Source organism: Klebsiella sp. X1-16S-Nf21, from assembly GCF_002837615.1.
Taxonomy (GTDB): Bacteria; Pseudomonadota; Gammaproteobacteria; order Enterobacterales; family Enterobacteriaceae; genus Klebsiella; species Klebsiella variicola.
In genome coordinates this window covers 115,083-135,811 of sequence record NZ_PJDK01000004.1, presented here as the reverse complement: position 1 = coordinate 135,811, position 20,729 = coordinate 115,083, and the positions used below count along the sequence as shown (strand labels likewise).

General features: G+C 57.4%; 24 protein-coding genes. 15 read left to right on the top strand and 9 right to left on the bottom strand.

Annotated features, from left to right (window positions below):
• Positions 1-232 precede the first annotated feature (232 nt).
• Positions 233-616 carry an inner membrane protein YbjM gene (gene ybjM / locus CW267_RS03710; protein ID WP_008805811.1) on the top strand — a complete coding sequence of 128 codons (384 nt, stop codon included), beginning with the start codon at positions 233-235 and terminating at the stop codon, positions 614-616.
• Between the two features lie 6 nt (positions 617-622).
• Here the strand turns inward: ybjM and CW267_RS03705 are convergent, their stop codons facing one another.
• Positions 623-886: a GrxA family glutaredoxin gene (locus CW267_RS03705; RefSeq protein WP_002896352.1), complete on the bottom strand. Its 264-nt coding sequence runs from the start codon at positions 884-886 to the stop codon at positions 623-625.
• 202 nt (positions 887-1,088) lie between these two features.
• Here CW267_RS03705 and CW267_RS03700 point away from each other — a divergent pair, with 202 nt between their 5' ends.
• The 12 genes from CW267_RS03700 (at position 1,089) to CW267_RS03645 (ending at position 12,210) form a co-directional block, all read left to right on the top strand.
• A complete protein-coding gene (locus tag CW267_RS03700; RefSeq protein ID WP_008805812.1) occupies positions 1,089-1,376 on the top strand; it encodes a YbjC family protein in 288 nt (95 codons plus the stop codon).
• Entirely contained in the window at positions 1,360-2,082 is a 723-nt protein-coding gene (gene nfsA, locus CW267_RS03695) for a nitroreductase NfsA (RefSeq protein WP_012542350.1), read from the top strand. The genes CW267_RS03700 and nfsA overlap by 17 nt, the downstream gene beginning before the upstream one ends.
• Positions 2,083-2,196: 114 nt before the next feature.
• The gene (gene rimK, locus CW267_RS03690; RefSeq protein ID WP_012542349.1) at positions 2,197-3,099 is read left to right on the top strand and encodes a 30S ribosomal protein S6--L-glutamate ligase; all 903 of its coding nucleotides are present in this window, start codon (positions 2,197-2,199) and stop codon (positions 3,097-3,099) included.
• A gap of 88 nt (positions 3,100-3,187) precedes the next feature.
• The gene (locus tag CW267_RS03685; RefSeq protein WP_002896365.1) at positions 3,188-3,667 is read left to right on the top strand and encodes a YbjN domain-containing protein; all 480 of its coding nucleotides are present in this window, start codon (positions 3,188-3,190) and stop codon (positions 3,665-3,667) included.
• Positions 3,668-4,015: 348 nt separating this feature from the next.
• Positions 4,016-5,128: a spermidine/putrescine ABC transporter substrate-binding protein PotF gene (gene potF / locus CW267_RS03680; protein ID WP_002896368.1), complete on the top strand. Its 1,113-nt coding sequence runs from the start codon at positions 4,016-4,018 to the stop codon at positions 5,126-5,128.
• A 163-nt stretch (positions 5,129-5,291) separates the two neighbouring features.
• Entirely contained in the window at positions 5,292-6,425 is a 1,134-nt protein-coding gene (gene potG, locus CW267_RS03675) for a putrescine ABC transporter ATP-binding subunit PotG (protein ID WP_012542348.1), read from the top strand.
• Between the two features lie 10 nt (positions 6,426-6,435).
• Positions 6,436-7,389: a putrescine ABC transporter permease PotH gene (potH, locus tag CW267_RS03670; RefSeq protein ID WP_008805816.1), complete on the top strand. Its 954-nt coding sequence runs from the start codon at positions 6,436-6,438 to the stop codon at positions 7,387-7,389.
• Positions 7,386-8,231: a putrescine ABC transporter permease PotI gene (gene potI / locus CW267_RS03665; RefSeq protein WP_002896372.1), complete on the top strand. Its 846-nt coding sequence runs from the start codon at positions 7,386-7,388 to the stop codon at positions 8,229-8,231. Before potH ends, potI begins: the two co-directional genes overlap by 4 nt.
• Positions 8,232-8,288: 57 nt before the next feature.
• Positions 8,289-8,777 carry a YbjO family protein gene (locus CW267_RS03660; RefSeq protein ID WP_100781278.1) on the top strand — a complete coding sequence of 163 codons (489 nt, stop codon included), beginning with the start codon at positions 8,289-8,291 and terminating at the stop codon, positions 8,775-8,777.
• 41 nt (positions 8,778-8,818) lie between these two features.
• Complete coding sequence (rlmC, locus tag CW267_RS03655) at positions 8,819-9,946, top strand: 23S rRNA (uracil(747)-C(5))-methyltransferase RlmC (RefSeq protein WP_100781279.1); 1,128 nt, start codon at positions 8,819-8,821, stop codon at positions 9,944-9,946.
• Between the two features lie 78 nt (positions 9,947-10,024).
• Positions 10,025-10,741, top strand: coding sequence for a response regulator transcription factor (locus tag CW267_RS03650; RefSeq protein WP_012542345.1), 717 nt, complete (start codon positions 10,025-10,027; stop codon positions 10,739-10,741).
• Entirely contained in the window at positions 10,738-12,210 is a 1,473-nt protein-coding gene (locus tag CW267_RS03645; RefSeq protein WP_100781280.1) for an ATP-binding protein, read from the top strand. Before CW267_RS03650 ends, CW267_RS03645 begins: the two co-directional genes overlap by 4 nt.
• Positions 12,211-12,293: 83 nt before the next feature.
• Here the strand turns inward: CW267_RS03645 and artJ are convergent, their stop codons facing one another.
• The 7 genes from artJ to yahO form a co-directional block, all read right to left on the bottom strand.
• Positions 12,294-13,025, bottom strand: a complete 732-nt coding sequence (gene artJ / locus CW267_RS03640) for an arginine ABC transporter substrate-binding protein ArtJ (RefSeq protein WP_008805821.1) — start codon at positions 13,023-13,025, stop codon at positions 12,294-12,296.
• Between the two features lie 184 nt (positions 13,026-13,209).
• On the bottom strand, positions 13,210-13,878 hold the full coding sequence (artM, locus tag CW267_RS03635; protein ID WP_008805822.1) for an arginine ABC transporter permease ArtM: 669 nt from the start codon (positions 13,876-13,878) through the stop codon (positions 13,210-13,212).
• On the bottom strand, positions 13,878-14,594 hold the full coding sequence (artQ, locus tag CW267_RS03630; RefSeq protein WP_002896386.1) for an arginine ABC transporter permease ArtQ: 717 nt from the start codon (positions 14,592-14,594) through the stop codon (positions 13,878-13,880). The genes artM and artQ overlap by 1 nt, the downstream gene beginning before the upstream one ends.
• Before the next feature lie 6 nt (positions 14,595-14,600).
• Complete coding sequence (gene artI / locus CW267_RS03625) at positions 14,601-15,332, bottom strand: arginine ABC transporter substrate-binding protein ArtI (protein WP_002896390.1); 732 nt, start codon at positions 15,330-15,332, stop codon at positions 14,601-14,603.
• Between the two features lie 20 nt (positions 15,333-15,352).
• Positions 15,353-16,081, bottom strand: a complete 729-nt coding sequence (gene artP / locus CW267_RS03620; protein WP_012542343.1) for an arginine ABC transporter ATP-binding protein ArtP — start codon at positions 16,079-16,081, stop codon at positions 15,353-15,355.
• A 226-nt stretch (positions 16,082-16,307) separates the two neighbouring features.
• Positions 16,308-16,823, bottom strand: coding sequence for a lipoprotein (locus CW267_RS03615; RefSeq protein ID WP_012968629.1), 516 nt, complete (start codon positions 16,821-16,823; stop codon positions 16,308-16,310).
• A 254-nt stretch (positions 16,824-17,077) separates the two neighbouring features.
• Positions 17,078-17,350: a DUF1471 family periplasmic protein YahO gene (yahO, locus tag CW267_RS03610; RefSeq protein ID WP_008805825.1), complete on the bottom strand. Its 273-nt coding sequence runs from the start codon at positions 17,348-17,350 to the stop codon at positions 17,078-17,080.
• Between the two features lie 361 nt (positions 17,351-17,711).
• Here yahO and CW267_RS03605 point away from each other — a divergent pair, with 361 nt between their 5' ends.
• Positions 17,712-18,851 carry a GGDEF domain-containing protein gene (locus tag CW267_RS03605; protein ID WP_016160551.1) on the top strand — a complete coding sequence of 380 codons (1,140 nt, stop codon included), beginning with the start codon at positions 17,712-17,714 and terminating at the stop codon, positions 18,849-18,851.
• A gap of 31 nt (positions 18,852-18,882) precedes the next feature.
• Complete coding sequence (locus CW267_RS03600; protein ID WP_008805827.1) at positions 18,883-19,713, top strand: N-acetylmuramoyl-L-alanine amidase; 831 nt, start codon at positions 18,883-18,885, stop codon at positions 19,711-19,713.
• On the opposite strand, the gene CW267_RS03595 is transcribed toward CW267_RS03600, so the two are convergent.
• Positions 19,710-20,723 carry an NAD-dependent epimerase/dehydratase family protein gene (locus CW267_RS03595; RefSeq protein WP_100781281.1) on the bottom strand — a complete coding sequence of 338 codons (1,014 nt, stop codon included), beginning with the start codon at positions 20,721-20,723 and terminating at the stop codon, positions 19,710-19,712. The two genes, CW267_RS03600 and CW267_RS03595, sit on opposite strands and share 4 nt — an antisense overlap.
• Positions 20,724-20,729: the final 6 nt, after the last annotated feature.

Genomic DNA, 20,729 nt, shown 5'->3' with positions numbered 1-20,729 from the left:
AGGAAATGGTTATTTGGTCTAAGGTTGCTCAGGCGTTCGCGTTGTGGCGAACCTATTCTGGCACCCTGTTATAACCAGCAAAAATATACCCGCTAGTTTAATCCTTCCTGGATGCGGCGGCTAGTGACAATCGTTTTTAGGCTGGTTGGGGAGTTATTGGCATGGATTGCCGAAATGCTTTATCTGACTGGGCGACGTGGACGTGAGTTAGAGGCAACATCAGGAGGATACGGTGAAGTCTGAGCGTAGTTGGGCCGGTATTATCTGCGGCTTCGTTCTGTTCATTGTGGTGTGCTTATCGCTGCTATTACATATGAAAGGGGCCTTTCGCGCCAGCGGCAACCCGGAGCTGGGCCTGCTCTTCTTTTTGTTGCCAGGGGCGGCGGCGAGCTGCCTCTCTCCCGGACAGCGGGTACTGCGTCCTTTGCTGGGTGCGATGCTGGCGGCGCCGGTCTGTATGGTGACGATGCGGCTGTTCTTCGTGACGCACAGAACGTTCTGGCAGGAGATGGCGTGGGTACTGAGCGCGGTGTTCTGGTGCGCACTCGGGGCGTTGTGCTTTTTGTTTATCTGCGCCTGGCTTGATACCTGGCGCAGTCACTCATCGAGCAAATAAATTGACTCAGGCAAACAGGCCAAGGTTCTCTTTCGCCCAGGCTTCGAAATCGGTGCAACCGCCGATGTGTTTCTGGTCGACGAAGATCTGCGGCACGGTTTCAACCGGTTTGCCGACGGTCTTTTCCAGGTCAGCTTTGCTGATGCCTTCGGCGTGAATATCCACGTAACGGTAGTTAAAATCATCACGCTCGTTGGTCAGTTTTTCTGCCAGCTCTTTGGCGCGAACGCAGTAAGGGCAGCCTGGACGACCAAAAATAACGGTAAACATTGCTTCTCTCCTTAAACCTCAGCCGGATGGCGAATGGCGCTTATGATGCCTGCATTGACCGGTGAGGGAAAGAAGGTTCTGCCTTTTGCTTCGATGGTTTACGGCTATGTTTGATAAATGTCGTACTATCAAAACCCGTATACTGACCCGGCGGCGTAGTGAGATTGTCTGATGCGCCGCGCTTATCAACCGGAGAGGCGTGATGCGAAAATTTGCCCCGTTGCCGAAAAGCATTCTGCTGGTTGAGATCCTCGGGATGGGGCTGTTAACCCTCGCCTGGCTCTCGCTTAACCAGTATGTCCAGCTGCCTGCGCCCATTGCCAGCCCGACCGCGGCGCTGGTGATGCTCTTTGCCGGGATCGTGCTGATGATCCCCGCCGCCATCGTCGTTATGTGGCGGATGGCGCAGATCGTGGCCCCGCAGTTAACGCACTCTCCAAAGCCTGAATCCTTGTCTGACAGAGAAAAACGTAATGACGCCGACCATTGAGCTGCTGCGCAGCCATCGTTCCATCCGCCACTTCACCGATGCCCCCGTGAGCGACGAACAGCGCGCAGAGATTATCGCCAGCGCGCAAGCGGCATCTACCTCGAGTTTTTTACAGTGCACCTCCATCATCCGTATTACCGACCCCGCGCTGCGTGAGCAACTGGTCCCGCTGACCGGCGGCCAGCAGCACGTCGCCCAGGCGGCGGAGTTTTGGGTTTTCTGCGCCGACTTTAACCGCCACCTGCAGATTTGCCCACAGGCGCAGCTGGGGCTGGCTGAACAGCTGCTGATCGGCGTCGTCGATACGGCGCTGCTGGCGCAAAACGCGCTGATTGCCGCCGAGTCCCTCGGGCTGGGCGGCGTCTATATCGGCGGGTTGCGTAATAGCATCGAGGCGGTGACCGAGCTGCTGGCGCTGCCGCAGCACGTCCTGCCGCTGTTCGGTCTTTGCCTTGGCTGGCCGGCGGATAACCCGGACATCAAGCCGCGGATGCCGGCCGCCATGCTGGTGCATGAGAACCACTATCAGCCGCTGGATAACGCGCTGCTGGCGGACTATGACGACCAGCTGGCGCACTATTATCTGTCGCGCGGCAGCAACGCCCGCCGCGATACCTGGAGCGATCATATCCGTCGCACTATCGTGAAAGAGAGTCGTCCGTTTATTCTCGACTATCTGCATAAGCAGGGGTGGGCAACACGCTGATTACGTGTACACTGCTGCTCCGGCCAGGTGATCTCCGCCGCCGGCCGCAGGAAAGGTGAAAGTGTGTTCGATAGCTGAGGCCCGCCAGAGCGGGTCTTTTTGCAGAGGTGCAGGATGAAAATTGCCATATTATCCCGGGATGGAACGCTTTATTCATGTCGACGCCTGCGCGAAGCGGCGCAACAGCGCGGGCATCAGGTCGAGATCCTCGATCCGCTTTCCTGTTATATGAATGTCAGTCCGGTGGCATCGTCCATCCACTACAAAGGGCGTCAGCTACCGCATTTTGATGCGGTGATCCCGCGGATTGGCTCGGCGATCACCTACTATGGCACCGCGGCTTTGCGTCAGTTTGAACTATTGGGAAGCTATCCGCTGAATGAGTCGGTCGCCATCACCCGCGCTCGCGATAAGCTGCGCTCGCTGCAGCTGCTGGCGCGCCAGGGCATCGATTTGCCGCTGACCGGCATCGCTCACTCCCCCGATGACACCAGCGACCTGATCGCCATGGTGGGCGGGGCACCGCTGGTGGTGAAGCTGGTGGAAGGCACCCAGGGGATCGGCGTGGTGCTGGCGGAGACCCGTCAGGCGGCGGAGAGCGTGATCGACGCCTTTCGCGGGCTGAATGCGCATATTCTGGTGCAGGAATATATTGCCGAGGCGAAAGGCTGCGATATTCGCTGCCTGGTGGTCGGCAATGAGGTGGTGGCGGCGATCGAACGGCGGGCTAAAGAGGGCGACTTTCGTTCTAACCTGCACCGCGGCGGCATGGCCACGGTGGCGCAGATTAGCGACGAGGAGCGGGCGATTGCCATCAAGGCGACGCAAACCCTTGGGCTCGATGTCGCCGGTGTCGATATTTTACGCGCCACCCGCGGGCCGCTGGTGATGGAGGTGAATGCCTCGCCGGGGCTGGAAGGGGTGGAAACCACCACCGGCGTGGACATCGCCAGCCGGATGATCGCCTGGATCGAGCGCCAGGCGACGCCGGAATTCTGTTTGAAAATAGGCGGCTAGCCGCTGGATGCAAGTCTGTCATGGTATGCGGCGCTTTTTTTGCGTAAGCTATGGCGTCGTTTTTTCATTGTAAGGGGTCACAGGCACTATGGATTCACTGGTCGTTCCAGGTCTGGATACGCTACGCCGCTGGCTGGATGAGATCGGCATCAGCTTTTTTGAGTGCGATTCCTGCCAGGCATTGCATCTGCCGCATATGCAGAATTTCGACGGTATTTTTGATGCCAAAATTGACCTGGTAGACAACGTGGTGCTCTTTTCCGCCCTCGCGGAGGTGAAGCCGTCCGCTCTGCTGGCGCTGTCGGCGGATCTCTCGGCTATCAACGCCAGTTCGTTAACTGTGAAGGCGTTTATCGATATTCAGGACGATAACTTGCCCAAGCTGGTGGTCTGTCAGTCGTTGTCTATCGGCCCGGGGGTGACCATGGAGCAGTTCGCCTGGTTCTTCCGCCAAAGCGAAGAGCAGATCTCAATGGTGATCCTCGAAGCCGGCGCCAACCAGCTGCTGTACAAAGGCGAAGAAGAAGAGCCCGCGGCGGAAAACGTGCAATACCATTTTCTTCACTAAACCTGCCTAAAATTAGCGCAGCCACTACCGCAGCGGCTGCGTATTACCCGCTTTTATTCTGCGTTTATCCTTCTCTTAAAGCATTATTCACCGCCATTCAGGCCGTTTTGGCTTATCACGTAGACCGTTATTGCATAAAAATTTGATAAAAGGCGTTTTTTTACCTGGGCTATAGCCTCTTATTCTGGCTACAGTTATTCTGGCGATGCTTCCAGTTGCGAGCAACCACTCCGGGAGAGATCCGCTCTCCTTTTCTCAGGCAATGAAAAAATATGCATGATTCTTGCATGCGTTGAAATGCGTATATTTGAGCCCGTAAATTAACGGGCGTTGAGAAGGATAAGAGATATGACCGCCTTTGGTAAAAAATGGTTAACAGGTCTGGTTACGGGTGCGCTGATGGCCGTCTCTGCCGGTTCGCTCGCCGCCGAACAAAAAACCCTGCATGTTTATAACTGGTCTGATTATATTGCGCCGGACACGGTAGCGAATTTTGAAAAAGAGACCGGGATTAAAGTCGTGTATGACGTTTTTGATTCCAACGAAGTACTGGAAGGCAAATTAATGGCCGGCAGCACCGGTTTCGACCTGGTGGTACCGTCGGCAAGCTTCCTTGAGCGCCAGCTGGCGGCGGGCGTGTTCCAGCCGCTGGACAAGAGCAAGCTGCCCAACTGGAAGAACCTTGATCCCGAAGTGTTGAAGCTGGTCGCCAAGCATGACCCTGAGAATAAATACGCCATGCCTTACCTGTGGGCGACGACGGGCATTGGCTACAACGTGGATAAGGTGAAAGCCGTCCTCGGTAAAGATGCGCCGGTGGACAGCTGGGATCTGGTGCTGAAGCCGGAGAACCTTGAAAAACTGAAAAGCTGCGGCGTCTCCTTCCTCGACGCGCCGGAAGAGATTTTCGCCACCGTGCTGAACTACCTCGGCAAGGATCCGAACAGCAGCAAAGCGGATGATTACACCGGCCCGGCGACCGATCTGCTGCTGAAGCTGCGGCCGAACATTCGCTACTTCCACTCTTCGCAATATATTAATGACCTTGCCAACGGCGACATCTGCGTGGCGATCGGCTGGGCAGGGGATGTCTGGCAGGCGGCCAACCGCGCGAAAGAGGCGAAGAACGGCGTTAACGTCTCCTACTTTATTCCGAAAGAAGGCGCGTTGGCGTTCTTTGATGTCTTTGCCATGCCGGCCGACGCCAAGAATAAAGATGAAGCCTATCAGTTCCTTAACTATCTGATGCGCCCGGATGTGATCGCTAAAATCAGCGACCAGGTGTTCTACGCCAACGGCAACAAGGCCTCCACACCGCTGGTCAGCGAGACGATCCGTAACAACCCGGCGATTTATCCGCCAGCGGATGTGTTCGCCAAACTGTTCACGCTGAAGGTGCAGGATCCGAAGATTGACCGCGTGCGCACTCGCGCGTGGACCAAAGTGAAGAGCGGCAAATAATCTCTGACGGCCCGTAGAACACGGGCCGAATCAGATCTGCACTCGCCGGGAAATGGCAGCGCGCCCGGCGAGCAGAAGCACCAGGATGGTGCAATTGCACTGTTAAGCACGAAGTATGGCACCGGACCATATGGTGATCGTTTTTTTGCCGGAGAGCACCCGATTGAACGATGTAATGCCCCGCCCACAGGCGAAAGCCCCCAAAGCGCTGACCCCGCTACTGGAAATCCGTAACTTAACCAAGTCGTTCGATGGCCAGCACGCGGTCGACGACGTCAGTCTCACTATCTATAAAGGCGAAATTTTTGCTCTGCTGGGCGCATCAGGCTGCGGGAAATCGACCCTGCTGCGCATGCTGGCGGGCTTTGAACAACCGACCGCCGGGCAGATTATGCTCGACGGCGTGGATCTGGCGCGCGTGCCGCCCTATCAGCGGCCTATCAATATGATGTTCCAGTCCTACGCCCTGTTTCCCCATATGACCGTTGAGCAGAATATCGCCTTCGGTCTGAAGCAGGATCGTCTGCCTAAGGCGGAAATCACCGCCCGGGTGCAGGAGATGCTGGCTCTGGTGCATATGCAGGAATATGCCAAACGCAAGCCGCACCAGCTCTCTGGCGGCCAGCGCCAGCGCGTCGCGCTGGCGCGTAGCCTGGCGAAACGGCCGAAGCTGCTGCTACTCGATGAGCCGATGGGCGCGCTGGACAAAAAGCTGCGCGATCGCATGCAGCTGGAGGTAGTGGATATCCTTGAACGCGTTGGCGTGACCTGCGTAATGGTGACCCACGACCAGGAAGAGGCGATGACCATGGCGGGCCGTATCGCCATCATGAACCGCGGCAAGTTTGTGCAGATTGGCGAACCGGAAGAGATTTACGAGCACCCGACCACCCGCTATAGCGCCGAGTTCATCGGCTCGGTGAACGTCTTTGAAGGGCTGGTGAAGGAGCGTCTGGAGGATGGCCTGGTGTTGAGTTCGCCAGGACTGGTGCACCCGCTGAAGGTCGACCCCGACGCGTCGGTGGTGGACAACGTGCCGGTCTGGGTGGCGCTGCGCCCGGAGAAGATCATGCTGTGCGATGAACCACCGGCGGACGGCTACAATTTTGCCGTCGGCGAGGTGATTCATATCGCCTATCTCGGGGATCTCTCTATCTATCATGTGCGCCTGCAAAGCGGGCAGATGATCAGCGCCCAGTTGCAGAATGAACACCGCCATCGGAAAGGAACGCCCACCTGGGGTGACGAGGTGCGTTTATGCTGGGATGCGGATAGCTGCGTAGTGCTGACGGTGTAAGGAGAGGGCGATGAGTACCGTTGAATCCCCGTCAGGGGCGAAAAAACCGGGCGGCTTCGGGCTGTGGGCGGCGCGCCTGCAGATGGCGCATGGCCGCAAGCTGGTGATTGCGCTGCCCTATCTGTGGCTGATCCTGTTGTTCATGCTGCCGTTCCTGATCGTGTTCAAGATAAGTCTTGCCGAGATGGCGCGGGCGATCCCTCCCTACACCGAGCTGATGGAGTGGGCGGATGGCCAGCTGACGCTGACCCTCAACTTTGCCAACTTCCTGCAGTTGACTGACGATCCGCTCTATTTCGAAGCTTATCTCCAGTCGCTGCAGGTGGCGGGCATATCGACGATCTGCTGCCTGCTGCTGGGCTATCCGCTGGCCTGGGCGGTGGCGCACAGCAAGCCGTCGACGCGCAATATTCTTCTGCTGCTGGTGATCCTGCCGTCGTGGACGTCATTCTTAATCCGCGTTTATGCCTGGATGGGGCTGCTGAAAAGCAACGGCGTGTTGAATAACTTCCTGCTGTGGTTAGGGGTTATCGATCAGCCGCTGGAGATCCTGCACACCAACCTGGCGGTGTATATCGGTATTGTGTATGCCTATCTGCCGTTTATGGTGCTGCCGATCTACACCGCGCTGACCCGCATCGACTATTCGCTGGTGGAGGCCTCGCTGGATCTCGGCGCCCGGCCGCTGAAGACCTTCTTCCAGGTGATCGTCCCGCTCACCAAAGGCGGCATTATCGCCGGTTCGATGCTGGTGTTTATCCCGGCGGTGGGGGAGTTCGTGATCCCGGAACTGCTGGGCGGGCCGGACAGCATCATGATTGGCCGCGTGCTGTGGCAGGAGTTCTTTAACAACCGCGACTGGCCGGTCGCCTCGGCGGTGGCGATTGTCATGCTGCTGCTGCTGATCGTGCCGATCATGTGGTTCCACAAGCACCAGCAAAAACAGATGGGAGAGCAGGGATGAACGACTTGCCGGTAGTACGCTCGCCGTGGCGCATTCTGATCCTCGTGCTTGGGTTCACCTTCCTCTATGCCCCGATGCTGATGCTGGTGATCTACTCGTTCAACAGCTCGAAGCTGGTAACGGTCTGGGCCGGGTGGTCGACGCGCTGGTATAGCGAACTGTTCCACGATGATGCGATGATGAGCGCGGTAGGGTTGAGCCTGACCATCGCCGCCTGCGCGGCGACGGCGGCGGCGATCCTCGGTACCATCGCCGCGGTGGTGATGGTGCGTTTTGGACGCTTTCGCGGGTCTAATGGCTTCGCATTTATGATCACCGCGCCGCTGGTTATGCCGGACGTGATCACCGGTCTCTCGCTGCTGCTGCTGTTCGTGGCGCTGGGACATGCCATTGGCTGGCCGTCGGATCGCGGGATGTTGACCATCTGGCTGGCGCACGTCACCTTCTGTACCGCCTATGTGGCGGTGGTGATCTCCTCGCGGCTGCGTGAGCTGGACCACTCGATTGAAGAGGCGGCGATGGATCTGGGCGCCGCGCCGCTGAAGGTCTTTTTCGTCATCACGCTGCCGATGATTATGCCAGCGGTGATCTCCGGCTGGCTGCTGGCGTTCACGCTGTCGCTGGATGACCTGGTGATCGCCAGCTTTGTCTCCGGTCCCGGGGCCACGACGTTACCGATGCTGGTCTTCTCCAGCGTGCGCATGGGGGTCAACCCGGAGATTAACGCCCTGGCGACGCTCATCCTTGGCGTGGTCGGTATTGTTGGTTTTATCGCCTGGTATTTGATGGCCCGCGCAGAAAAGCAGCGAGTGCGCGATATCCAGCGTGCAAGACAAGGCTGAACCACCTAAAATCGGTACAGCAGCCTCCGGTCGGCGCCACCCTGTGGCGCCGTTTTCATGGAAGACATTACGTTGGGATTGTTTACGAAAACTTGCTCATCGCATGCCCGCCTTAACGTCCCTGCGCTGGTGCAGGTGGCGGCCTTTGCTATTATTTTGATCCGCGCTCTGGACCTGCTGATGATCCTAAATCTGTTGGGTCTGCAGGGGCTGAACGAATTCATACACCGCAGCGTCCAGACCTGGAACCTGACGCTGGTCTTCCTCGGCAGCCTGGCGCTGGTATTTGTCGAAATCTGGTGTGCCTTCTCGCTGGTGAAAGGGCGCAACTGGGCGCGCTGGGTCTATCTGCTGACGCAGATTATCGCCGCCGGCTACCTGTGGGCGGCGTCGCTGGGCTACGGGTATCCGGAACTGTTCAGCATTCCCGGCGAATCCAAACGGGAGATCTTCCACTCGCTGGTGATGCAAAAACTGCCGGATCTGCTGGTTCTGACGCTGCTGTTTGTGCCGGCGAACTGCCGTCGGTTTTTCCGCCTGCAATAACGGTGATACAATCCCCGCCCCTGGATTTTTGAAGGTCAATTATGCATTGCGCACTCTACGACGCCGGCCGCTGCCGCTCCTGTCAATGGCTGGAGCGGCCGGTCCCGCAACAGCTCGCCGATAAAATGGCCGATCTGCGCACGCTGCTGGCGGCGATCCCGGTCGCTGCCTGGGGCGAGCCGGTCAGCGGGCCAGAGACGGCCTTTCGTAACAAGGCCAAGATGGTGGTCAGCGGCAGCGTTGAGCGTCCGCTGCTGGGGATGCTGCATCGCGATGGCACCCCGGTGGATCTCACCGACTGCCCGCTCTATCCTTCATCGTTTGCGCCGGTGTTTGCCGCCCTGAAGCCCTTTATCGCCCGCGCCGGGTTAACCCCCTATAACGTCGCGCGCAAGCGCGGGGAGCTGAAATATCTGCTGCTAACCGCCAGCCAGCAGGGGGAGATGATGCTGCGCTTCGTACTGCGCTCAGAGGCCAAGCTGGCTCAGCTGCGCGCCGCGCTGCCGTGGCTGCAGGCGCAGCTCCCGCAGCTCAAGGTGATCACGGCGAATATCCAGCCGGTGCATATGGCAATCATGGAAGGCGAGCAGGAGATCTTCTTCACCGAACAGCAGGCGCTGGGGGAGGTCTTTAATGAGGTGCCGCTGTGGATCCGCCCGCAAAGTTTCTTTCAGACCAACCCGGCGGTAGCCAGTTGGCTGTATGCCACCGCCCGCGACTGGGTGCGCGCGCTGCCGGTCCAGCATATGTGGGATCTGTTTTGCGGCGTCGGGGGATTTGGCCTGCACTGCGCGACGCCGGCGATGCGCCTGACCGGTATCGAGATTGCCCCGGAAGCGATCGCCTGCGCCAGACAGTCAGCCGCGCAGCTGGGGCTCAGCAATCTGCATTTTCAGGCGCTGGACTCGACGCAGTTCGCCACTCATGAAGACGATATCCCGCAGCTGGTGTTGGTCAACCCGCCGCGTCGCGGCATTGGCGCCGAACTGTGCGACTATTTAAGCCGCATGGCGCCGCCCTATATCATCTATTCCAGCTGTAACGCTCGCACCATGGCGACCGATATTGCCCGTCTTCGCGGCTATCGTGTCGAGCGGGTCCAGCTGTTTGATATGTTCCCTCACACCGCGCACTACGAAGTGCTGACCCTGCTGGTCCGCGAAGTTTAAACAAAATGTGAAGGCTTTGCGTCGCTGAAATCAGGTAAGCTTGGCGCTGCATGTTTTGTTATTGGTGGGGGGAATCTAATGGCCAAAACCATTCTGCTGGTGGAAGATGACGAGGATATTGCCACGCTGCTGCGGCTCAATCTTCAGGATGAGGGCTATCAGATTGTGCATGAAGCCGACGGCGACCAGGCCCTTGTCCAGCTGGAAAAGCAGGTCTGGGATGCGGTGATCCTTGATTTGATGCTGCCTGGCGTCGATGGCCTGGAGATCTGCCGGCGTATCCGTCAGATGACCCGCTACCTGCCAGTAATTATCATCAGCGCTCGCACCAGCGAAATGCACCGCGTGCTGGGCCTGGAGATGGGCGCCGATGATTATCTGGCGAAGCCCTTTTCACTGCTGGAGCTTATCGCCCGCGTCAAAGCGCTGTTTCGTCGCCAGGAGGCGATGGGGCAGAACCTGCTGATGGACGCCGGGCGCCTGTCCTGCCATGGCCTGAGCATCGATCCGCTGTCGCGCGAAGTGAAGCTGCGCGGCGAGGTGGTGGACCTGACGCCGCGCGAATTCGATCTGCTCTATTACTTCGCCCGCCATCCCGGTGAGGTGTTTTCGCGGCTGGCGCTGCTGGAGCAGGTCTGGGGATATCAGCACGAGGGCTATGAGCACACGGTTAATACCCATATCAACCGCCTGCGCAGCAAAATCGAACGTGACCCGGCGGAGCCGGACATTATTCTTACCGTCTGGGGTAAAGGCTATAAATTCGCCCCGATGTCGCAAGAGGTCGCCCCGTGATCCGCCGCCTGAGCCTCAGCCAGCGGTTGGCGCTGGTGGTGGTCTCCCTGCTGATGCTGTGCGCGGCGGCGGTATGCGCCGTTCAGTTACACAGCAGCGCGCAGTATGGCAACGCCATGGTGCAGCGCCTCTCCGCCGGGCTGGCTCAGCAGATTGTCGCCCGCGAGCCGCTGCTGGACGCCCACGGCGGGGTCAACCGGCAAACCCTGAAGTCGTTGTTCGACCGCCTGATGACCTTTAACCCCAGCGTGGAGCTCTATCTGCTGTCGCCGGATGGCGACCTGCTGGCCGATGCGGCGCCGCCGGGACATATCCAGCGCCAGCGTATCGATATGGCGCCAGTGCAGGCTTTTCTCACCGGCAGTGCGTCGCCGGTGTATGGCGACGATCCACGTAGTCTCGACGGACGAAAAGTCTTCAGCACCGCTCCGCTGCGCGTCGACGGGCAGCTGCGCGGCTACCTGTATATCATTTTGCAGGGAGAGACCTTTAATCAGCTGGCGGCCGACGCCTGGCAAAAAACGCTGTGGAGCATTGTTCTGTGGACGCTGCTGCTGGTGGCCCTGTTTGGCCTTCTGACAGGGGGGCTGGCATGGTTCTGGGTCACCCGGCCGGTCCGCCAGCTCACCGCCCAGGTCGCGGCGAGCGGCCAGGACAGCATCAGCGCCATCAAAACTCTGGCGGCCCGCACGCCGGAGCCCCTGCCTGGTAACGAGGTGGCGGTGCTCGAGAATCGCTTTATTGACCTTGCGCAGCAGATAGCCGGCCAGTGGGATCGGCTGGCCGACAGCGACCGCCAGCGCCGCGAATTTGTGGCCAATATCTCCCATGATTTGCGTACGCCGCTCACCTCGCTGCTGGGGTATCTGGAAACGCTGACGCTGAAGGATGAACGGCTGACCGCCGAGGAGCGCAGGCAATATCTCACCATCGCCCTGCGTCAGGGCAACAAAGTGCGCCATCTCTCGCAGCAGCTGTTTGAGCTGGCGCGACTGGAGCACGGGAGCATTAAGCCGCAGCGCGAGCGTTTTGCGATGGGGGAGCTGATCTCCGATGTCGCGCAGAAGTTTGAATTAACTGCCCGCACGCGCGAGGTGAACCTGCGTATTGATGTGCCGGGACCGCTGCCGCTGATTAACGCCGATGTGTCGATGATTGAGAGGGTGGTGACCAACCTGCTCGATAACGCGATGCGGCATACGCCCGTCGGCGGGGAGATCCGTCTGGCGGTCTGGCAGGAGGATCAACAGCTCCAGGTGGAAGTGGCCGACAACGGAACGGGCGTCGATGCCGCGCTGCGCGACGATCTGTTCCAGCGGCCGTCGGCGTTGTCTACCCAGGCATCGCGGGAGGATCGCGGCGGGTTAGGGCTACTGATTGTGAAACGAATGCTGGAGTTGCACGGGGGCGGTATCAGACTGGTGGAGTCGGTAAGCGGGGCGCGGTTCAGGTTCTTCGTGCCACTTTAAGACATTGCCGGATGGCGGATACGCCTTACCCGGCTACGGGGGAAGAGTAGGCCGGGTAAGCGCAGTGCCACCCGGCAAAAAATTTACTCCGGGAACCATTGGTTGCTGATTTTCTGGTAGGTACCGTCGGCCTTAATCGCTTTCAGCGCGGCGTTCAGTTTCTCCAGCAGCGCCTTGTTATCCGGGCGCACGGCAATGCCGAGTCCGGTGCCGAAGTATTGCGGATCCGTCACTTTCGGCGTGGCTGCGCCCAACTGCGGGTTGGTTTTCAGCCACTCGTTGACCACTGCGGTATCGCCGAACACGCCGTCGATACGGCCATTTTTCAGATCGATAATCGCATTCTGGTAGCTGTCATAGGCGACGGTCTTCACCTCAGGATGTTTATCCTGCAGATATTTCTGATGGGTGGTGCCGTTTTCCATGCCGATCCGTTTGCCTTTCAGGTCATCGAAGGAATGGAACGCGTCTTTTTTGGCGATCACCAGCGCCGAGTTGGCGTAGTACGGGTCGGTGAAGGCCACCTGCTTGCTGCGTTCCGGCGTAATATCCATTCCGGAAATCACCGCATCATATTTCTTGAACTTCAGTGCCGGGATCAGGCTGTCAAAAGCGTGGTTGGTAAAGGTACATTCTGCCTGCATTTGTTTGCACAGCGCTTTGGCCAGGTCGAGATCGAAACCAACAATCTGATTATTGGCATCCATCGATTCAAACGGCGGATAGGTTGCGGACACGCCGAAGCTGATTTTCTCTGCGGCGGCAGCGCCGAAGGTGAACGTGGTGAGCAGTGCAGCCAGAACTAACTTTTTCATCGTGGAACTCCCGTCTGTCAATCTTATGATTATTCGCCGTGTCTGCGGCATAGAGTGACAATGCCATTAAATGAATTTATATGCAATAAATATGATTAAATATTTTTAATGGCATAAAAAAAGACGGACAGGTGTTAGACTTGTCCGTCTTGTTGTCTGCTTTTTATGCAATAAGGCTCAGGCGCTAGTTACGTCGCTCGAAGGCCAGCGCTTTACGTTCCACCAGGCGCATCAGCAGCGTCAGCAGTCCGTTGACGATGAGATAGATAATCCCGGCGGCGCCGAACACCATCACGTCGTAGGTGCGTCCGTACAGCAGCTGGCCGTGGCCCATTACTTCCATCAGGGTGATGGTGTAGGCCAGAGAGGTACTCTTGAAAACCAGCACCACTTCGTTGGAATAGGACGACAGCGCACGCTTAAAGGCATACGGCAGCAGGATCGCCAGGGTATCCTTTTTACTCATCCCCAGCGCGCTGCACGACTGCCATTGCCCGTCGGGGATCGCCCGGATGGCGCCATAAAACAACTGAGTGGTGTAGGCGGCGCTGTTGAGCGACAGGGCGATCAGAGCGCACAGCCACGGTTCAGAGATAAGATGCCACAGCCACGGATAATCCTGCAGCGAAGGAAACTGTCCGGGGCCGTAGTAAATCAGGAAGATCTGCACCAGCAGCGGCGTACCGGTAAACAGGGTGATATAGCCGCGGACTATCCACACCAGCCCCGGCGTCTTCAGCGTCAGGATAATGGTAAAAATCAGCGACAGGATCAGCGCCACGATAATCGACGCCACGGTCAGCGTCAGGCTGGTATGAAGCCCTTTCAGCAGTTCGGGTAAGTAGTCGAGCATCAGCCTGGTCTCCGTTCGAAGCGCGTCGCACGCTGGTCAATCCGCTTAAGGATGTATTGACTCAACAGGGTGATGACGAGATAGATTGCCGCCGCAATGATATACCAGTTAAAGGGTTCCTGAGTGCGGGTGGCGATGCTTTTGGTCTGCAACATCAGATCGTTGACGCTGATCAGGCTCACCAGCGCGGTGTCCTTCAGCAGCACCAGCCACTGGTTACCGAGGCCAGGCAGAGCATGGCGCCACATCTGCGGCATCACCAGACGGAAGAATATGGCCGCTTTCGACAGCCCCAGCGCCTGGCCGGACTCCCACTGGCCCTGCGGAACGGCTTTCAGCGCGCCGCGCAGCGTTTGCGAGGCGTAGGCGGCATACAGCAGCGACAGGGCGATCGCCCCGCAGAGGAACGGACTGACGTCAAAGTTCTCAATCTGCATCTGCACCGGGATCTGCGTGAACCCGAGCGGGATGGTGAAACCGTCAGAGAGCGTCAGCAGCAGCTGGGAAGAGCCGAAATAGATAAACAGCACCACCAGAATTTCCGGTAGTCCGCGCAGGATGGTCACAATGCCGGTTGCAAGCCAGGCTACCGGGCGCCATTTCACTGACTCCAGTACCGCAAAGAGCATCGCCAGGACCAGGCCGATGACGAGCGCGCAAACGGCAAGGCCGACGGTCATCCCGGCGGCGCTTGCTAATGGAAAAATTTCGTTCATTCAGTCTTACTTCTGGAACCATTTGTTATAGATGGTCTGGTAAGTGCCGTCTTTCTTCACTTTTTCCAGCGCAGCGTTAAATTTCTGCTGCAGATCGGTGTTGCCCTGACGCACGGCAATGCCCAGCCCGGTGCCGAAATAGGCTTTGTCGGTCACTTTGTCGCCCACGGCCGCCAGCTTCGGATTGCTCTTCAGCCATTCGGTGACCACGGCGGTATCGCCAAAGACCGCGTCAATACGACCGTTCTGCAGATCGAGCTTCGCATTCTGGTAGCTGTCGTAAGGAACGGTAGTAATTTCCGGATGTTTATCGGTGATGAATTTCTGGTGGGTGGTACCATTCTGCACGCCCACTTTTTTGCCCTTCAGCTGGTCAATGCTGGTGAACTTACCCTGCTGACCGACGAACAGCGCCGAGTTGTCATAATACGGGGTAGAGAACAGCACCTGCTTTTCACGCTCCGGCGTGATGTCCATCCCGGCCATGACCGCGTCGAAACGGCGGAATTTCAGTCCCGGGATCAGGCTGTCAAAGGCCTGGTTGGTAAAGGTACAAGTGGCATCGATCTCTTTACACAGCGCGTTCGCCAGATCGACATCGAAACCGACGATCTGGTTGTTGGCGTCCACCAGCTCAAACGGAGGGTAGGAGGCCTCGGTGGCGAAACGAATGGTCTGCGCGGCGGAAGCGGAGAGGCTCATGCCTGCGAGCAGGGCGGCTATCAGTACTTTTTTCATCGTCATTTCCCCGAAGAACATCAATGTGAAAGATAGTTTTTAAACGCGTCAGTTTGCGGATGCGTGAAGCAGGAGGCATCCCCTTGCTCGACGATATGGCCATTTTCCATATACACCACCCGGCTGGCCGTCTTGCGCGCCACTTCAACTTCGTGGGTGACGATAACCTGGGTGATGCCGGTTTCAGCCAGCTCGCGAATGATGCTGACGATCTGAGCCGTGATTTCCGGGTCAAGCGCCGCGGTAGGCTCATCGAACAGCAGGACCTGGGGCTCCATCATTAGCGCGCGGGCGATAGCCACACGCTGCTGCTGGCCGCCGGATAAATGCAGCGGGTAGCGATCGCTGTAAGGCTTCAGACGCAGACGCTCCAGCAGTTTCTCTGCGCGAGACAGCGCCTGATCCTTGCTTAACCCCAGTACGCGGCAGGGGGCTTCGATCAGGTTCTGCTGTACCGTCAGGTGCGGCCACAGGTTGTATTGCTGGAAGACCATGCCGACGTTCTGACGCAGCTCGCGAATCGCTTTATCGGACGGCGCTTTGGTGAAGTCGAATTGGTTGCCGGCGATGGATAACGAACCGGACCGCGGCATCTCCAGCAGGTTGAGTACGCGCAGCAGCGAGCTCTTCCCGGCACCGCTGGGGCCGAGCAGCACCAGCGTTTCCCCCTGCGGGCAATCCAGCGTGATGTCGAACAGCGCCTGGTGTGCGCCGTAGAAGCAATTAATGCCGTTTAGTTTAATACTCATCTGGGCAGTCTGATACGAATAGCTATTGAGGCCGCAAATACTACCTTTGGCAGAATAGTTATGCAATATTTATGCGTTAAAAGTTAAATCTAAACCACGTTTAGCTTTAAAGTTAGCACAAAATATGGCCTGGTGGGTGAGGGGGGCGCAAATGTCGGCATTCCTGGGGCGAATACCGACATTTTACCGGGGTTATCGTTTCAGCGGGGTGGCTTCAACTCCGGAATCAGCGTTTCTCCAGACTCTGTCGCAGCGTCCCGGCTGGCGCATGGCTGTTGTTGCCGAGATAGCGGACGTCATCGACAGCCCAGCACTGGCCTTCCTGGATCATCAGCACTTCATCTTTCCAGCTCTGGGTGCCCTGTTTCAGTTCGACGCGCAGCGGAATATTGCGCGCATCACGGTTCGGGATGGTGGAGGCGCTGGCGACCACGGCGCTGTCTGCTGGGGTGCTGCTGCTGGAGAACGGGTTAGCCTGCAGCAGTTTGCTGTTGGCCGGATCCTGGCGGGCGTCATTGAGTAACTGCGCCAGTCCGTCGCTCAGATAGGGGCGCAGCGCCGCCGGATCCTGAGTGCGGTTCTGGATCTGAGTGTCATAGAATTTTTGCGCTACGTCGTCAGGGCCGCCTTCGACACAGGGGCCGCTGCGGGTACCATTATCTTTATAGGCCGGGGTGACGGTCGTACAGGCGCTGAGCGCCAGCGCGCAAGGGAGAAGTACAGCAAGAAGTTTGTAGCGCATGATGATTTCCTTATAAGCGAACTACGTTTTCAGTTTCCGTTAAAGCATAGCGTATAGCGTGCGGATTGTACTTGACGCAAAGAGCTAAGACCTTGATGTGACAACGGCCTTATGGCAGGAAATCGACAATGAGCATCACCGAATGATATTCAGGCAGGAAAAACCAGGCGCCGTTTAAAAATAAACAGACTTTTTGGGCAAACAAGAAACATTACCCGGACAATAGGATAATGTTTCTTGAGATATAAGATTAATTACTTCTTCTTATAGATGTTAGCGGAGACGTGCAGTTTTTTATCGGTATTACCGGAAGAGAGCACGATAACGTCCGCGCCTTTTTCATCGGCCTTTTTAATCAGCTCTTCACGGGCATCGCTCGGCGCAGTCTGGCCGGTAGAGGAAATGGTGCCGATTTTGGTATATTGCGTATGGACCTTATTAAAGGCTTCTTTCGTTAAAATCTCAGCGGAGAAGGCGTTCGCCGTTAAAAACAATGCTGCACCTGCCACTAAAGCTGCATATTTCATATTTTTAGACTCCATTGTTTATTTTGCTATCATCATGCTCTTGTTTTAACTCACCAATGAGCGATTTCAGATTGTACTAACGCCGCTTTTTTTTCAAGCAAAATACTGCAATTTTATGACGATTAGTTAACGCTTTTTTAAAGAAAAGATGACGAGGTTCTCATTGATAATGCTTGCTTTTTTTTGCGGAATGAACATTGAAGCGACACAAGACCTTTTTTTACTGTGGTTAGCTGAAAATTAGCTGAGGCGCACGCAGGAGAAGGGGCCGGGACGCTGACAGACATTCCCGGTAACATGGTTTATCATATAGAACAGCAGGGGCTGCACCCATGGTCATGCAGGTCACCAGGGAGATAAGATGTTAACAAATAAGCGAGAGCAGGCCCGGCAGCAGCGAGCCGCGTTGTGGGCCACCAAAGATAATGTTCAGCGCCATGCGCTGTCCATGAGTATGCCCTGGCTGGCCTTTGTCAATATCGCTTTTGCGTTAATGATTTTCTTCCGCAATTTTATCTTTACCTATTTTGATAAGAAGTTACTGACGCACCGGGCGGTTATTCCTTATATCGAAGTGGCGCTGATCGCGGTTATTATTATTTCGGCCATTTTAGTGATTATTGCCGTCACGCCGCGGCTGGCGCAGGGGCGATATACGCTGAATATCATCACCGGGCTGCTGCTGGCGCTCAGCCTGTGCTGGTCCCTGAGTAATTACTGTTTTATCTTTTTCTGGACCTTGCCCTTCGCCTGGCCGCTGCTGGTGATTTTAATGACCACCGGGCTCACCGCGCTCTATCACCACTGGCCCGGCATTATCGCCTTTATGCTCCCAATGTGGGTGACCGCCTTGCTGGCAGGGGTGCAGATTCACTATGACGGTGAATTTCGTTTTTTGACCTTATGGGCTATTTTCACCGCGATTTTGCTTTATGGACGGCGTATTCTGCAGCGCTGGTATGATGAAGCCTGGGATACGCATCAGGAAAATATGCAGCTTATCCAGCGGCTGGAAAGTATCGCTAACCGGGATGCCTTAACCGGAACGGCCAATCGCCGGGCACTGAATGCTTTTCTGGCGCAGCTCTGGGAGCAAAAAGCGCCGTTAGCGCTGATCATGATCGATGTCGATTACTTTAAGCGTTATAACGACCATTACGGCCATCAGGCCGGCGATGACTGCTTATCGTCTGTCGCGCAGGTGCTTAAAATGGCGGTGCGGGCTGAGGACGATTTGGTGGCCCGCTACGGCGGCGAGGAGTTTGTCGTGTCGCTGCCGGGGGTTTCCTTAGCGCACGCCACCGTCATTGCCGAGCGCATTCAGCAGAAAATCCACGACGCGGCCTTGCCGCATGAAGCCTCTGCAGTGGCGGCGGTAGTGACCGTCAGCATGGGCGTGGTGGCTTCCGACGGCACGGTCCCGATGGAGACGCTGATCGCCCGGGCGGACAGTGCGTTGTACCAGGCTAAAAATAAAGGACGTAATCAATGGTCTTATTAACCCGGCTCCACTGCCGGGCGAGGGAAAGGGGATGAAACGGATTGCGCAGGTCGCCCTGCTGGCGCTGCTGTTAACCGGCTGTGCCGGGGAAAAGGGAATTATCGATCGCGATGGATACCAGCTGGACACTCGCCATCCGGCGCAGGCGGCCTATCCGCGAATAAAAGTGCTGGTGATCCACTATACGGCAGACAATTTTGATGTTTCTCTGGCGACGTTGACCGATAAAGAGGTCAGCTCCCACTATTTAATCCCCGAGCAGCCGCCGCGTTATCAGCATAAACCGCGGATCTGGCAGCTGGTGCCGGAAGAGGATTTAGCCTGGCACGCCGGGGTGAGCTACTGGCGCGGCAGTACGCGTATCAATGATACGTCCATCGGCATTGAGCTGGAGAACCGCGGCTGGCAGAAGACGGCGGGCGTCAAAAGCTTTACCCCCTTCCATCCGGAACAGATAGCGGCCCTGATCCCGCTGGCGCGCGATATTATCACCCGCTACCACATCGCGCCGCAGAACGTGGTGGCCCATGCCGATATCGCGCCGCAGCGTAAAGACGATCCGGGGCCGCTGTTTCCCTGGCAACAGCTGGCGCAGCAGGGGATTGGCGCCTGGCCTGACGAGCAGCGAGTGGCCTTTTATCTGAACGGACGGCCGGCCAGCGATCCCGTTGACCCAGAGGTGGTGCTGGATTTACTGGCGCGCTACGGCTATCAGGTGACGCCGGAGATGACCCCCGCGCAGAAGAAGCGGGTGATTATCGCCTTCCAGATGCACTTCCGTCCGCAGCGCTGGGATGGCGTAGCGGATGCGCAAACTGAAGCGATAGCCGAGGCGCTGTTAGAAAAATATGGCCAGGGTTAGCGGTGAAGTTTGCCGTGGTCGCGTAGCCAGACGGCGGTACGCACAATGCCGTCGTCAAGCGTCACCACCGGCTGATAGCCCAGTTCATCCTGCGCGCGGGTGATGTCGAGCGTAAAATCAAAGTTAAGTTTGGAAACGCCGTAGTGGGTAAAGGCGGGCTCTTTGGCTGTTTTATCGCCAAAACGTTCCATGCTGCGGGCAATAATATCCAGCATCGGGTAGGGAACTGAGCGGATCCGGCACTTGATGCCCAGCTCGTCGATCAGTTTCTGCACGATGCTTCGCAAGGTGCGCGGTTCGCCGTTGCTGATATTCCACGCGCGGGCGGAAGGAAGATGATCGCAGGCCGACTGGCTCGCCAGCCACATCGCATGCACGGCGTTTTCATAATAGGTCATGTCGACCAGCGCGCTGCCGCCCCGCGGCAACAGGACGCTGCCATAATGCTGCATCATTTGCGCCAGCCGGGGAATAAAGACTTTATCGTGCGGCCCGAACAAGCTCTGCGGACGCAGAATGGTAAAACGGGTGTGCGGGTTGGCCTGCGCCAGCAGGTTGATCACCTCCTCGCTGGCCGCCTTGCTGCGGGCAAACTCGTTGGCGAAGCGGTGCGGGCGGAAATCTTCCTGGATATCGCGATGGTGGTGATAATCGAAATAGAGCGATGGCGAAGAGATATGGACGAAATTGCGCACCCCCCATGCCACAGACCATTCGCCCAGACGGCGGGTGGCGCGGACGTTAGCGAGATCGAAAGCCTGCTGGGTGCCCCAGGGCGAGGTAAAGCTGGAGCAGTGCCACAGGGTATCGATACCGGCGAGCATCACTTTAGCCTGCGAAGAGACCAGCTCGGTTAAATCGGCCGGGATGAATTCTGCCCCCATTTTGCTCAGAAGCTTACCCATCGCTTCGTTGCGCCCGGTGGCTCTCACGCTGATGCCCTTATTGCGCAGATATTCCACTGCGTTGCGGCCTAATCCGCTGGTCGCACCGGTAACCAGTACCTTCATATCACT

What these genes read in the sequence shown, in the direction of transcription:
- rlmC (WP_100781279.1), top strand. Translation starts at nt 8,819, where the DNA reads ATGCATTGCGCACTCTACGACGCCGGCCGCTGCCGCTCCTGTCAATGG.
- CW267_RS03600 (WP_008805827.1), top strand. Translation starts at nt 18,883, where the DNA reads ATGAAACGGATTGCGCAGGTCGCCCTGCTGGCGCTGCTGTTAACCGGC.
- CW267_RS03705 (WP_002896352.1), bottom strand. Translation starts at nt 886, where the DNA reads ATGTTTACCGTTATTTTTGGTCGTCCAGGCTGCCCTTACTGCGTTCGC.
- potH (WP_008805816.1), top strand. Translation starts at nt 6,436, where the DNA reads ATGAGTACCGTTGAATCCCCGTCAGGGGCGAAAAAACCGGGCGGCTTC.
- CW267_RS03660 (WP_100781278.1), top strand. Translation starts at nt 8,289, where the DNA reads ATGGAAGACATTACGTTGGGATTGTTTACGAAAACTTGCTCATCGCAT.
- CW267_RS03685 (WP_002896365.1), top strand. Translation starts at nt 3,188, where the DNA reads ATGGATTCACTGGTCGTTCCAGGTCTGGATACGCTACGCCGCTGGCTG.
- yahO (WP_008805825.1), bottom strand. Translation starts at nt 17,350, where the DNA reads ATGAAATATGCAGCTTTAGTGGCAGGTGCAGCATTGTTTTTAACGGCG.
- CW267_RS03615 (WP_012968629.1), bottom strand. Translation starts at nt 16,823, where the DNA reads ATGCGCTACAAACTTCTTGCTGTACTTCTCCCTTGCGCGCTGGCGCTC.
- artQ (WP_002896386.1), bottom strand. Translation starts at nt 14,594, where the DNA reads ATGAACGAAATTTTTCCATTAGCAAGCGCCGCCGGGATGACCGTCGGC.
- artP (WP_012542343.1), bottom strand. Translation starts at nt 16,081, where the DNA reads ATGAGTATTAAACTAAACGGCATTAATTGCTTCTACGGCGCACACCAG.
- artJ (WP_008805821.1), bottom strand. Translation starts at nt 13,025, where the DNA reads ATGAAAAAGTTAGTTCTGGCTGCACTGCTCACCACGTTCACCTTCGGC.
- potI (WP_002896372.1), top strand. Translation starts at nt 7,386, where the DNA reads ATGAACGACTTGCCGGTAGTACGCTCGCCGTGGCGCATTCTGATCCTC.
- CW267_RS03700 (WP_008805812.1), top strand. Translation starts at nt 1,089, where the DNA reads ATGCGAAAATTTGCCCCGTTGCCGAAAAGCATTCTGCTGGTTGAGATC.
- potF (WP_002896368.1), top strand. Translation starts at nt 4,016, where the DNA reads ATGACCGCCTTTGGTAAAAAATGGTTAACAGGTCTGGTTACGGGTGCG.
- CW267_RS03605 (WP_016160551.1), top strand. Translation starts at nt 17,712, where the DNA reads ATGTTAACAAATAAGCGAGAGCAGGCCCGGCAGCAGCGAGCCGCGTTG.
- nfsA (WP_012542350.1), top strand. Translation starts at nt 1,360, where the DNA reads ATGACGCCGACCATTGAGCTGCTGCGCAGCCATCGTTCCATCCGCCAC.
- artM (WP_008805822.1), bottom strand. Translation starts at nt 13,878, where the DNA reads ATGCTCGACTACTTACCCGAACTGCTGAAAGGGCTTCATACCAGCCTG.
- artI (WP_002896390.1), bottom strand. Translation starts at nt 15,332, where the DNA reads ATGAAAAAAGTACTGATAGCCGCCCTGCTCGCAGGCATGAGCCTCTCC.
- CW267_RS03595 (WP_100781281.1), bottom strand. Translation starts at nt 20,723, where the DNA reads ATGAAGGTACTGGTTACCGGTGCGACCAGCGGATTAGGCCGCAACGCA.
- rimK (WP_012542349.1), top strand. Translation starts at nt 2,197, where the DNA reads ATGAAAATTGCCATATTATCCCGGGATGGAACGCTTTATTCATGTCGA.
- CW267_RS03650 (WP_012542345.1), top strand. Translation starts at nt 10,025, where the DNA reads ATGGCCAAAACCATTCTGCTGGTGGAAGATGACGAGGATATTGCCACG.